Below are 12,356 nucleotides of genomic sequence, written 5' to 3'. Positions count from 1 at the left end.
CCATGGGCGCTGACGGCGGACAGTCAATCTTAACCGCCAACGCCGGATTGCGGGGGCGTACAACGTCCGGCAGGGCTTCAATGCGAGACAACCTAATAGCAACAGGAACGGCAGGGATAAGACCCTCATCACAAGCCCTTAACGCCCTTGGCTTGCCGTGATAGTGGAACGCCGTCACCGCTCCAAAACTCCCATGTTCAAGCATCCGCCGCCGCGCTTGTTCATGGGTGACAAACAGTACCCTCGCTTCCGTAGCCCGCCCTCTACCTAGGCCGTAGCTGCTGTATTTTGGGTCCGGCGACAGGCAAGCATAGTCCCCCTGTTCCAGCCTGCATCCGGTGATGTAGGTATCGACGTCTTCCAGCGTCGGCAGCATGATGAAGGCGCTGCTATCGATAGCAAAGCCTGTACCCTTCCATTCCGCAATGAACTCTTGGACGGCTTTTGATTTGCCGCCACCACAGACCGCAGGGAAGATATGAAACAAGGGCTTTGAACAGGAAGAAAGACATTCCTTCATCGTTTCCTTCAACGCCTTGAAGGCATCAGCCTTTGGCTTAACCGGGAATGTTAGAGAGCATGAGGAAGAAGGGATTTCCAAATCATAACAATAATCATAATGAGAATAATCTAATAGCACTTAAGCAAACGTCCTTTTCATTTTTAAAACAAGTCAATCCTCCCTTATAGAGAATTGACGGATTTTTATTGAATGAAAGGGTATTTACATAAAAGTTTCTGGGTTGAGAACAGCTAGTAGAATTTTTTACTATCTGTATATTGTATGAATAAATTTTACTATATTATTATAAAATTACTTGCCCCTTCTTCTTTGTCATTCTCGTTCAGGCTCTTCTCTAAACCTTCTCGCGGGAATCGAAGCGTCAGCGTTGTTCCTAGAATTAAAAAGCCTCCCGGTTTAAAGTCCGGTTGCTATGTGCAGATCAGCTAAGCGCCCGAGATGTTTAGGTATGTAATACCGATGTTTAGGTGTAGGATTAATATCCGGGTTAAAATTGCCAGAATGACGCTCCGGCTAAGTTAAGTTTTAACAACGGGCAGGACAGGAACCCACGCAAAACAGCCATTAGGAAACCAATTAGGAAGGTTGGTACGGCTGCTGGAACAGGGATCAGCAATGAAATACGAATGCTCACTTCGACCGCCCTATCCAAATTCATAGCGGGGTATCTTAGAAATAGCCGAAACAAGGACAGGAAGAGACACACTTCCATAAGATTGACCTACCGTTCTAGGCGCATGTCCCTGTATAAAATCAGCAACCCGTTCCGGTATTCCTACCTCTAATGCTAATGTTTTAAATGTATGCCGCCAGCCATGATTGGGTTGAACATGAGGGTCAGTTATTCCTATGTCTGATCTAATCCAGTCTCTGAGATTCTCCCCTACCTTCTTGCAGTACCGGACGTTGCTACCTTTAGTACGACGCCGAAAAGGATCGTAAAATATTGCCCCATCTCGTACTTTTAGGGCATCTATGATACCCTGTTCAATAAGATGATTATGAATTGGAATAATTCTGCTAATATTAGATTTAACCGTACCGGCTTCTGGCGTTATCCGAAACACCCAGACATCGCCCACTTTATAAATATCATTATATCTAATCTGACTAATTTCATTAACTCTCGCACCGGTGTACGCGCAAATCCAAGGTATCCACCTTCTTGAAAGTGCCTTTATTTCATGGACACCACTCCAAGGGCCATCCAAGGTTGCGGAGAGGATCGCCTTTACTTCATCCGGGTTGAAGTCCCTTGTCCTAAGCAATACTTTCCTGGGAACCCTAACCGCAACCTTCGTTGCTACGTTCACAGGTATGAGCCGCTTTTCTACAGCCCAATTCAATGTGGCCCTTACTGCCGCCAGATATTTGTCTTTGACCGTTCCGGGGTCACGAAGGGTTCCCCTCTTTGTAGTCTCTGTAAGAAGCATGTCCCGCCATCGGTCCAACTCTTCCACGCTTAGTCGGCGGGCATCATCATGCCCGACAAAGGCTATCAGCTTCCTTATGATCGAACGCCATTCTGAGGCCGTAGAAGGCTTTATCCGCTGCTCTTGTATATATTCGTCCAGCGTCTCCAAAAGGCGCACGGGCACCCCTACAAGAGCGTCAGGAGAAGGCTCCGCCGCCTTGTATATGAACACCGGCGATCGTTCGGCTGGCACATCATCCGCACAGACTTTGCCATTCAGCATAGCAAAGGCCCGACCCAATTCCCGGTCTGTCTCTATTACCAGTTCCGGAATGCGCTGCTTGGCTTCGTGCCTGCTCTTGGTGCCAAGAGACTTAACCCATTCCCGCCTCCCACCAATGAAGGGGCGGAGATTCGTAGGGATAGCGCGCCGGAAATAGTAAGAGCCGCCATCGCGCTTAAGGAGATATGTCGACAAGAATCACCTGCTACGTTTGTAGCAGACAGTCGCAACAAGCCCCATTTCGCGGATTTTCCCTAACAAATTCAATCAGTTAGAGGCGATGGTGCCGCTTACGTGACTCGAACACGTGACCCCATCATTACGAATGACGGCTCGGCATGGCGTTTATGATCCGCCTCCGTAACGCGCTTTTCTTGCAGCTGCGGTGATATATCTCGGCGCATTCCACGACGGATTATGCAGATCGATCATTGCAACTGCAAGATTTTTAGCATCTATGACATAATGAAGAGGGTCTTCGGTAAATATTACATAGGCCTCTACAGCATCTATATTTTCTTTTATCTTTAGTATACCGTAGGAGGAGTTGTTTGTCTGCAATTTAAGCCTGACTCGTGCCAAACCTGCCCTCAAGCCGCCATTTTTCAATTGCGTGGCACATCCCACATATTTCACTTCATCTCCGTCTCTAGCCGCGAACACACCGACTCTCCGCCGAAGATCAGATTGGAGTGATCGGAACCCGTCTGGAACATGAACCCATTTTTTGTTCCAGACGTCGATTGATAATCCATTCAGCGTTTGCTCGATGCTCCGGGTATCACTAGCCGCTTTTGCCACCGCTTCCTCCATTCTCAGGCCAAACCTAATGACTGAGTTGAGCTGAGACAACTTCGGCAGACAGCGAAGCCGTGGTGTCACTGATTTGGATGATTGAGGCCGCGATCGGGAAGCCGATTGTACAAGACCAAAGTGCCTTCCGCCTTATCCCTTCGGCAGCAGCAGGCTTGAGTCCCCATAGCTATAGAAACGATAGCTTTCCTTGATTGCGTGCCTGTACGCTTCTTGCATTTTCTCGATACCCATCAAGGCACTTACCAGCATGAACAGTATTGTAACGCCCAACCGTTACCCACACCATCATCAGGCCCGGCGATACACCACAGTCAGGTTGTTTGCAGGCATTTCGTGAACCGCAGTCACGACAAATCCTTCTGCTTCAGCAAGTTCGGTCACATCCTCCAGCCAGCGAACGCCCCATTCGGCATTTCGCGATCGTAGGCTTTCGTCAAAGGCCAGATTGCTGGGTGCGGTTGGGTGATCGTTGCGAAAGTAAGGTCCGTAAAGGATCAGCGGCGCGCCCTTCTGGAGAAGCTTTGCGCTTTGCGTGAACAATCCGACCGTAGCGTTCCATGAACTAATATGCACCATGTTGATGCAGAGGATCGCGTCGGCGCGCGTCACCGGCCACGGCGCAGCGGCATCGAGCCTGATCGGCGGACGAAGATTGGCAAGGCCCGCTTCGTCCCGCCACGCAGCGATGGACGCCAGCGCGACCGGATCGGGGTCGCTGGGTTGCCAGTCGAGATCGGGAAAGGCGGCGGCGAAATGGATCGCATGTTCGCCGCTGCCGCTCGCCACCTCCAGCATCAGGCCGGAGGGCGGCAGTGCCTCCCGCAACACGGCCAATATGGCATCGCGGTTGCGCTCGGTCGCGGGGGCGTGGCGTTTTCCCGCGTCGACGGGGCCGGAACCGGGTTCCCACGGTTCCGGCCTCTCCGTCATTCGGCGGCCTGCGCCAGCGCGCCTTCCGTCCAGGTGAGGACGGGCTTGCGCGCGGCCAGCGTCTCGTCAAGGCGACGGCGCGGGGCGAAATAGGGCGCGCCCTTGAGCGCCTCATCCCCCGCCTTGGCGCGTTCGGCCAGGCTGCGCAGCGCCAGGATGAACTGGTCGAGCGCGGCCTTGCTTTCCGTCTCGGTCGGTTCGACCAGCATCGCGCCGTGGACGACCAGCGGGAAATACATGGTCATCGGGTGGAAGCCCTCGTCGATCAGCCCCTTGGCGATGTCGAGCGTGGTGAAGCCCTCGGCCAGCCCCTTGTCGCTGAACAGCGCCTCATGCATGCACGGGCCGCTGCCGCCGAACGGCGCGTCGAGCACATCGTCCAGGCTGCGCAGGATGTAATTGGCGTTCAGCACGGCGTCGCTCGCGACCTGCCGCAGGCCGTCCGCGCCGTGGCTGAGGATATAGGTCAGCGCGCGGGTGAACATGCCCATCTGGCCGTGGAAGGCGACCATGCGGCCGAAGCTGCTGGCATGATGATCCTCGACCGTTTCCTCCTCGACCAGCACGAAGCGGTCGCCCTGCTTCTCCACGAAGGGCAGCGGCGCGAAGGGCGTAAGCGCTTCGGACAGCACCACCGGACCGGAACCGGGACCGCCGCCGCCATGGGGCGTCGAGAAGGTCTTGTGCAGGTTGATGTGCATCGCGTCGACGCCCAGGTCGCCCGGGCGGACCCGGCCGACAATGGCGTTGAAGTTCGCGCCGTCGCAATAGACGAACGCCCCGGCGGCATGGACCGCGTCGGAAATCGTCTTCATCTCGCGCTCGAACAGGCCGCAGGTGTTGGGGTTGGTGATCATCACCGCCGCGACATCGGGACCGAGGCGCGCCTTGAGCGCTTCGAGATCGACGCGGCCATCCGGGGTCGCCGGAATATCCTCGACCTTGTAACCGCAGAAGGCGGCCGTGGCGGGATTGGTGCCGTGCGCGCTTTCCGGGACGAGGATGACGCTGCGCGCGTCGCCACGGGCTTCGAGCGCCGAGCGGATCGCCAGCAGGCCGCACAGCTCGCCATGCGCGCCCGCCTTGGGGCTCATCGCGACCGAGTGCATGCCGGTCAGCGTCACCAGCCACTGCGCCAGTTCATGGATCACCGCCAGCGCGCCCTGCACCGTCGATTGCGGCGCGAGCGGGTGGAGGTCCGCGAAGCCGGGCATGCGCGCGACCTTCTCATTGAGGCGCGGGTTGTGCTTCATGGTGCAACTGCCGAGCGGGAACAGGCCCAGATCGATGGCATAGTTCTGGCGGCTGAGGCGGGTATAGTGGCGCACCGTCTCCTGCTCCGACAGGCCGGGCAGGCCGATGCCGTCGGTACGGGCGAGGTTGCCGAGGCGGCTGGCGACCTTTGGCGCTTCCGCGAAATCGACGCCGGTGGTGTCGGTCGACCCGATCTCGAAGATCAGCGCCTCTTCCAGCATCAGTGCGCGGTTGCCGGTGACGGTGGCAGGCGCGCTGTCGGCTTCGTTGACGGCTTGCGGCGCGGTGGGGCGGCCTTCCTTCAGCATGGTCATGCCAGTTCCTCCTCAAGCGCCTTGGCAAGGGTTTCGATGTCCTCCACGGTCACGGTTTCGGTGACGGCGACGACCAGGCCATGACCGATTTCCGAGGCGTCCGGGAACAAGCGGCCCAGCGACACGCCGCCCAGCACGCCCCTGTCGGCAAGGTTGCGGACGACGTCGCGCGCATCCTTCGACAGGACCAGCGTGAATTCATTGAAGAAGCTGTCGTTGAGCAGCGTGACGCCCGGCACCTGGCGGAGACGGTCGGCCGCCTGCACGGCAAGGCCATGGTTCAGCGTGGCGAGTTCGCGCAAGCCCCGCTCGCCCAGCAGCGTCATGTGGATGCTGAACGCCAGCGCGCACAGGCCCGAATTGGTGCAGATGTTGGACGTCGCCTTTTCGCGGCGGATATGCTGCTCGCGGGTCGACAGCGTCAGCACGAACCCGCGCTTGCCCGCCGCGTCCACCGTCTCGCCGCAAAGGCGGCCCGGCATCTGGCGGACATATTTCTGCTTGCAGCCGAACAGGCCGAGATAAGGCCCGCCAAATTGCAGGCCAACGCCGATGGACTGGCCTTCGCCGACGACGATGTCGGCTCCCATATGGCCCGGCGCTTTGATCGCCCCCAGCGCCACCGGCTCGGTCACGACCGCGACCAGCAGCGCGCCGGCTGCATGAGCGGCGTCAGCGAGCGGGGTCAGGTCGGCGATGCGACCCAATATGTCGGGATATTGGACGACGACGCAGCTCGTATCCTTGTCGATGCCGGCGATCAGCGCGTCGATATCGGTCGCGGCGTCCAGCGTGGGGGCCTGATGCACCAGCGCGTCGCCGGTGAACTTCGCCATGGTGTTGGCGACCGAGACATAATGCGGGTGCAGGCCGGAGGACAGGATCGCCTTGCCGCGCTTGGTGATGCGCCGCGCCATGCCGATCGCTTCCCAGCAGGCGGTCGAGCCGTCATACATGGACGCGTTGGCGACGTCGCAGCCGAGCAGGCGCGCGACCTGCGTCTGGAATTCGAACAGCACCTGCAACGTGCCCTGCGCGATTTCCGGCTGATAGGGCGTGTAGGCGGTCAGAAACTCGCCGCGCTGGATCAGATGATCGACGCTGGCGGGAACATGGTGCCGGTACGCGCCCGCGCCGAGGAAGAAGGGCGCCTCCCCTGCCGACAGGTTCTTCCGCGCGAGGGCCGCCATGTGGCGCTCGACCGCCAGTTCGCTGGCATGGTCGGGCAGGCCCGCAATCTTGTCGGAAAGGCGGGCTTCGGCGGGGACGTCCACGAACAGGTCGTCGACCGACGAGGCGCCGATGACGGACAGCATATCCTGCCGGTCAGTGTCGGTAAGGGGTAGGTAGCGCATGTTATTTTCCTGCTTCGTCATCCCCGCCCGTGCGGGGATGACGTTGTCGATCACAGCGAGGCCACGAACTTCTTGTAGGCGGCTTCGTTCATCAGGCCCTCCAACTCGCTGGCGTCGCCGACGCGCAGCTTGAAGAACCAGCCATCTTCCTCCGCATCGCTGTTCACCAGCGCGGGTTCGTCCTCCAGCGCGCCATTGGCTTCGACGACTTCGCCGGAAATCGGCGAATAGACGTCCGAAGCGGCCTTGACCGACTCCACGACGGCGGCGTCGTCGCCCTTCTCGAAGCGGGCGCCTTCGGCGGGCAGTTCGACGAACACGATGTCGCCCAGCTGCTCCTGCGCATATTCGGTGATGCCGACGGTGGCGATATCGCCTTCGACATCGATCCATTCATGGTCTTCGGTGAAATAACGGCTCATGGTTCTACTCCCCTCGAAGTGATTTGCTGGAAAATCACGTCAACAAACTGTGTGATTGGCTTGAAAATCACGTCAACACATAAACTGGGTGATGGGCTTGAAATCACCACCAACAAATAAGCGAAAGACTCACGCCTTGCGGCGGTAACGGTGCGGCACGAACGGCATCGGCGCAACCGTGGCGGCGATGCGCTTGCCGCGCACCTCGATCTCCAGCGCGGTGTCGATCGCGCTGTGCGGCAGGCTGACCCAGCCCATGGCGATCGGCGCGCCCACGGTCGGCGCAAAGCCGCCGGAGGTCACTTCACCCACCTGCATGCCGCCGGCATAGATCGACGCGCCCTCGCGCGCCGGCATGCGGCCCTCGATCTTCAGCCCCACGCGCTTGGCGCCGGGGCCATCAGCCAGTTCCTTCATCACGCGGGCATGGCCGATAAAGCCGCCTTCCTCGCGCCGGCGCTTCTGGATCGCGAAGCCCAGATCCGCGCCGATGGTGCTGACGGCAGGCGTCAGGTCATGGCCGTAGAGCGGCAGGCCCGCCTCCAGCCGCAGCGAATCGCGCGCGCCAAGGCCGATGGGCTTCACCTGCGGCAGTGCGCACAGCGCGTCGGCCAGCAGCGTCACGTCCGCCGCGGGAACGCTGATTTCAAAGCCGTCCTCGCCGGTATAGCCCGACCGGCTGATCCACAGCGGCACGCCGCGCCAGGTGAACGGCCCCGACTGCATGAAAATCAGGTCGGCGGTTTCGGGGATCAGCGCGGCGAGCGCGTCGCCCGCTTCCGGCCCTTGCAGGGCCAGCAGGGCCTGCTCGTCCATATGGTTCATGACGACCTCGTCGGGCAGACGCTCGATCATCCAGCCGATATCGTCATATTTGGTCGCGCCGTTGACGACCATGTAGATGGGAGCGCCATCGAACGCCGCGCCGTCGAGGCGCGACACCATCAGGTCGTCCAAGATGCCCCCCTCTTCATCGAGCAGCATCGAATAGCGCTGGCGGCAGGGCTTCAACCCCTTGATGTCGCTGGGCAACAGATGCTCCAGCGCTTCGTCCACGCCCTCGCCCGAAAAGGCGATCTGGCCCATGTGGCTGACGTCGAACAGCCCGGCATGCTCGCGGGTCCAGCTATGTTCGGCCATGATGCCTTCATATTGGATCGGCATATGATAGCCCGCAAAGCCGACCATGCGCGCGCCCTTGGCACGGTGCCAGGCGTCGAGCGGCAGGTCCTGCAGCGGCAATTCTTCTTCGATATGGGCGATGTCGTCATTGCCTGACATGGGGGCGGCCTTTCCGTGCGAGATCATGGGCGACAAACGCGCATGGCCGGAGTCGGACCCATTGCGCCTGCCACCCCCTCTGTCACGGAACCTGAGAGCTTTGACCACCGATCATTCGACCGGATGGCTTACCCCTTCGGTGGGACGGCCCGAACCGTCCGCTTTCCAGAGTGCCTGCCCATGATGCGGTCCTTTGGCCTGAGAGATTCCGGGGCGGTTGCTCCTTCGGCGACGGGGTGGCCTGAAAGGCTTCCCATGCTCTCCCGCATCAAGTCCGGAGTCGAGTCTTCGGCTCCGGCGACATCGTTTCGCATTGCGTGAAACCGGGCGCGACGTCAATCGCTCAATCGGCCGAAGAGTTCGGCGTGGCGCTTTTCGGCATAGCGGTCCGTCATCCCCGCGATGAAATCGGCGATATGCCGGCTGCGTTGCGGTTCGGCGGACACGCAATCCCAGCTCCATTCCTCCGGCATCAGCTTCGGATCGGCCTGATAGGCGCGGAAGAGGTCGGTGACGATCACCCGCGCCCGGTCCGCCGCCGCCAATTGCGAGGGGTGGTGGTAGAGCGCGGCATACATGAACCGCTTGAGGTCGCGTTCCTGCGCCGCCAGTTCGGGCGAGAAGGCGACCAACGTGCGCCCGGCATGACGGACATCGTCCACCGTCTCGACCCCCGATGCGGCGATATTGGCGCGGGTGGAGGCGATGAGATCATTGGCCATGACGCCGATCTGCTCGCGCACCAGTTCGCGCAGCAGCCGGTCTTCGGGGATGTCGGGATAGCGGGCGCGCACCCGTTCCCAGCAGCTTTTGACCAGCGGCACGCTCAAAAGCTGGTCAAGGCTCAGCAATCCGGCGCGCAGGCCATCGTCAATGTCGTGATTGTCATAGGCGATGTCATCCGCAATCGCCGCCAGTTGCGCCTCCAGCGAGGCATGACTGGGCAAGTCGAGCGGAAACAGCGCGTTCACTTGCCTCATGGCCCAGCCGGGATGGGCGATCGGGCCATTATGCTTGGCCAGCCCCTCCAGCATTTCCCAACTGAGATTCAGCCCCCGGAACAGTGGATAGGGGCTTTCCAGCAGCATCAGCGTCCGCAGCGTATGGGCATTGTGATCGAAGCCGCCATGGGCGTCGAGCGCCGCTTCCAGCGCATCTTCCCCCGCATGGCCGAAGGGCGGATGGCCGATGTCATGGGCGAGGCAGAGCGCTTCGGTGAGGTCTTCGTTGAGGCCCAGCGTCCGCGCCGTGGTGCGGCCGATCTGCGCGACTTCCAGGCTGTGGGTCAGGCGGACGCGGAAATGATCGCCATCGGGGGAAACGAACACCTGCGTCTTGTGGCGCAGGCGGCGGAAGGCGATGGAGTGAATGATGCGGTCGCGGTCGCGCTGGAACACATCGCGGGGGCCGCGCACCTCCCCGCCCGGTTCGGCGTGAAGGCGGCCCCGGCTCCGGTCCGGGTGGGAGGCATAGGAAGCAAGCAGCGTCATGCGGGCGCCCTTTACTTGCCCGGGAGCCGTTCGACCACCTCCCCGGCATCGCTTTTCCAGGCGAACACGTCCGCGCCCGCCGATTTCAGCTTCTCCTCCAGCGTCTTGGCACGGGTAAAGCTGCTGAACGGCCCAACCAGCAGGCGATTGGTGCGGCCCCAGCCCGCGACCCAGGCGTCCTGCGGTTCCAGCGAGTCATATTTCTTGCGCAGTCCCTTCATGGTGAAGGCCAGCGCGCCCTTGTTGGCCCCCGTCCCCACCTGAAGCCAGTTGCGCGACGGATTGGCGGCGAGGCGGGCCTTTTCCTCGGCGGCTTTCTTCTTCTCCTCGGCCAGTTGCTTGGCCTTGGCATCGGCCTCCGCCTTGGCCTTGGCGGCGGCAGCCTTCTTCGCCTTGTCCGCGGTGGCGGTGGCGGCGGCCTGACGTTCGGCGCGACGGGTCGCCTGAATCTGCGCGATTTCGGTCAGGTCGACCGCGGCCACGCTCGACTGCCGTTCCGATTCGGGCACGTCGATGGCATGGATGATGTCCGCCAGCGAGCGTGTGACCTGCGGGTCGATCTGCGGCTGGGGTGCGGCTTCCGCCGGAGCCGCAGGCGGTGTGGTCGGCGCGGTCTGGGCCGGCAGGCTCGGGGTCGACAGGCTCTGGGACGGGGCGCGCTGCGGTTCCGGGGTCGGCGAACGAGGCGCGGAGGCCTGGGCCAGCGTGATCGCATTGAGCTGGCTGGCCGAAGGATGGGCGGGCGCGGGCGGCGTGGTCGGTGCGGACTCGAAGCCGGGCGCGGGCGGTCCCTGCACATCGCGTCCTGTGGCGGGGGCAGCGGCGCGCTGCATCGTCTGCGGCGCGGGCTGCTGCGGGGTCGGCGTGCGGGCCGGTGCCGCCGAAACCGGGGCCGTCCGGCGCGCCATATCGGCCTGCGCCAGCGTGGCGCCCTCACCCTTGCGGCCCGAACGGCGGCTCTGCCGCGTCGAAACGGCGGCCTGCGGCTGCGCCTGGACCGTCGGCGCCGGCAGCGGTTCGGCCGAGGCAAAGGCCGGCGATGTCGGCGTCACCGCCGCGACGGTCGTGCCGACAGTGGTCGGGAAATGCCCGAAATGCACCGCCGCCGCCTTTTGCGCGGCGGTCAGATAGGGCATTTTCTGCATATAGGGCAGCAGCGCCGAGGCCAGTTGCGCGGGCATGGTCTGCTCCGCGATCTTCTTCGCATCCCCCTGTCGGTTGTTCATCGCCAGGATGAAGGCGCGATAGCGCCAGGCGGCACGGTCGCTCTTGTAAAGCAGCGGCTTCAGCACCTGTTCCGCCGCATCCACCTGACCCGATATGCCAAGCGACGCTGCATAGCGATGGGTCAGTTCGACATCGTCGGGCATGCGCTGGAGCGCGGCCTGATAATCGCGCTGCGCCCCGGCCTGATCGCCGGTCATATCCCTGGCCAGACCCCGGTCGGACAGCAGCGACGTTTCCGGATAGCCCAGCCGGGTCGCCTGGTCGAACAGGCGCAGCGCTTCGCCCGGATTCTGGTTCTGGAGCATGACCCGGCCAAGGCCCGCCTTCACCTTGCCGTTGTTCGGCTGGAGCGTATCGGCGCGGGCGAAGAAACCGGCGGCGGCGCGCGCATCGTCCAGGTCCAGCGCCGCCTCGCCCGCTCCGATCAGCGCCGTGACATCGCGCGGATTGGATGCCAGCCGGGCCAGATTGCGGTTGAGATTTTCAGCGCCGGAGGGGCGAATCGCCTGCACCTGCCCCGGCTGCGCCAATGCGGGTTGCGCCCATGTCGGTTGCAGGGGCGCGGTTCCCGCCAGAAGCAGCCCGCCGAGAATCCATATGTCATGCCGTCTCACAGGAACCCTTTAGCGGATGGAGTCGGAACAAGGGAATATGCCAAAAGAAAAAGCGCGCCCGGTTGCCCATGGCAGCCGATGGCGCGCTTGTCCGGTCGGGGCGGGAACGAACCCGCGCCCGGTTACTGGTTGCTCTGGCGGTTGAGGAAGCGCGGAATGTCCGGCGTTGACGCGCCGTCATCGCTGGCGGCGGCACCCTTGTCCGCGCCACGGGTCAGACCCGCCATGCGTTCGAACAGCGTACCGCCGGTGGCGACGCGGGGCGCGGCCTGCGGAGCGGGCGCGGGAGCCGGCTTTTCCACCGCTTCCTCGGCGCCCAGCAGCAATTCGTCCTGCGAGGGGTCCTCGTCCGAGAAGACGGCGGAGGGCCGCGCGGGCGCAGCAGGCGCGGGCTTGGCAGCCGCCACCGGGGCCGGCGGGGTCAGCGGAGCCG

The 12,356-nt window shown here is 61.8% G+C and carries 10 protein-coding genes, 2 pseudogenes and 1 riboswitch; all 12 genes and pseudogenes read right to left on the bottom strand.

The features are described 5' to 3' along the window. Positions 1-640 (bottom strand): hypothetical protein (locus F7P65_RS21430; RefSeq protein ID WP_150295550.1); only part of this gene is annotated, 640 nt, incomplete at its 3' end. A gap of 527 nt (positions 641-1,167) precedes the next feature. Continuing rightward, complete coding sequence (locus tag F7P65_RS21425) at positions 1,168-2,415, bottom strand: DUF6538 domain-containing protein (RefSeq protein WP_162854740.1); 1,248 nt, start codon at positions 2,413-2,415, stop codon at positions 1,168-1,170. Between the two features lie 150 nt (positions 2,416-2,565). After that, positions 2,566-3,021: a GIY-YIG nuclease family protein gene (locus F7P65_RS21420; RefSeq protein WP_150295546.1), complete on the bottom strand. Its 456-nt coding sequence runs from the start codon at positions 3,019-3,021 to the stop codon at positions 2,566-2,568. Positions 3,022-3,165: 144 nt separating this feature from the next. Beyond that, positions 3,166-3,291 (bottom strand): annotated as a pseudogene (locus F7P65_RS21415) (S-adenosylmethionine:tRNA ribosyltransferase-isomerase); the annotation flags it as partial. Positions 3,292-3,324: 33 nt separating this feature from the next. Further along, positions 3,325-3,966, bottom strand: a complete 642-nt coding sequence (locus F7P65_RS21410) for a DUF938 domain-containing protein (protein ID WP_150295544.1) — start codon at positions 3,964-3,966, stop codon at positions 3,325-3,327. Continuing rightward, positions 3,963-5,534: an aminomethyl-transferring glycine dehydrogenase subunit GcvPB gene (gcvPB, locus tag F7P65_RS21405; protein ID WP_150295542.1), complete on the bottom strand. Its 1,572-nt coding sequence runs from the start codon at positions 5,532-5,534 to the stop codon at positions 3,963-3,965. The genes F7P65_RS21410 and gcvPB overlap by 4 nt, the downstream gene beginning before the upstream one ends. Continuing rightward, a complete protein-coding gene (gene gcvPA / locus F7P65_RS21400; protein ID WP_150295540.1) occupies positions 5,531-6,889 on the bottom strand; it encodes an aminomethyl-transferring glycine dehydrogenase subunit GcvPA in 1,359 nt (452 codons plus the stop codon). The genes gcvPB and gcvPA overlap by 4 nt, the downstream gene beginning before the upstream one ends. A 50-nt stretch (positions 6,890-6,939) precedes the next feature. After that, positions 6,940-7,311, bottom strand: coding sequence for a glycine cleavage system protein GcvH (gene gcvH / locus F7P65_RS21395; RefSeq protein WP_150295538.1), 372 nt, complete (start codon positions 7,309-7,311; stop codon positions 6,940-6,942). Positions 7,312-7,440: 129 nt separating this feature from the next. Continuing rightward, the gene (gene gcvT, locus F7P65_RS21390) at positions 7,441-8,592 is read right to left on the bottom strand and encodes a glycine cleavage system aminomethyltransferase GcvT (protein ID WP_150295536.1); all 1,152 of its coding nucleotides are present in this window, start codon (positions 8,590-8,592) and stop codon (positions 7,441-7,443) included. Between the two features lie 176 nt (positions 8,593-8,768). After that, a riboswitch (glycine riboswitch) is annotated at positions 8,769-8,868 on the bottom strand. 59 nt (positions 8,869-8,927) lie between these two features. Beyond that, positions 8,928-10,082, bottom strand: coding sequence for a deoxyguanosinetriphosphate triphosphohydrolase (locus tag F7P65_RS21385; RefSeq protein WP_150295535.1), 1,155 nt, complete (start codon positions 10,080-10,082; stop codon positions 8,928-8,930). A gap of 11 nt (positions 10,083-10,093) precedes the next feature. Then, positions 10,094-11,923: an SPOR domain-containing protein gene (locus tag F7P65_RS21380; protein ID WP_150295533.1), complete on the bottom strand. Its 1,830-nt coding sequence runs from the start codon at positions 11,921-11,923 to the stop codon at positions 10,094-10,096. Positions 11,924-12,045: 122 nt separating this feature from the next. Further along, positions 12,046-12,356: pseudogene (locus F7P65_RS21375) on the bottom strand (cell division protein FtsZ); the annotation flags it as partial.

The sequence above is a fragment of the Sphingobium estronivorans genome, from assembly GCF_008692605.1.
Classification (GTDB): domain Bacteria; phylum Pseudomonadota; class Alphaproteobacteria; order Sphingomonadales; family Sphingomonadaceae; genus Sphingobium; species Sphingobium estronivorans.
This window is presented reverse-complemented; position numbering and strand designations above follow the sequence as displayed.

Bases quoted from the DNA above. Each gene is read 5' to 3' on its own strand.
- F7P65_RS21410 (WP_150295544.1), bottom strand. From the start codon at position 3,966: ATGACGGAGAGGCCGGAACCGTGGGAACCCGGTTCCGGCCCCGTCGAC.
- gcvPB (WP_150295542.1), bottom strand. From the start codon at position 5,534: ATGACCATGCTGAAGGAAGGCCGCCCCACCGCGCCGCAAGCCGTCAAC.
- gcvPA (WP_150295540.1), bottom strand. From the start codon at position 6,889: ATGCGCTACCTACCCCTTACCGACACTGACCGGCAGGATATGCTGTCC.
- gcvH (WP_150295538.1), bottom strand. From the start codon at position 7,311: ATGAGCCGTTATTTCACCGAAGACCATGAATGGATCGATGTCGAAGGC.
- gcvT (WP_150295536.1), bottom strand. From the start codon at position 8,592: ATGTCAGGCAATGACGACATCGCCCATATCGAAGAAGAATTGCCGCTG.
- F7P65_RS21385 (WP_150295535.1), bottom strand. From the start codon at position 10,082: ATGACGCTGCTTGCTTCCTATGCCTCCCACCCGGACCGGAGCCGGGGC.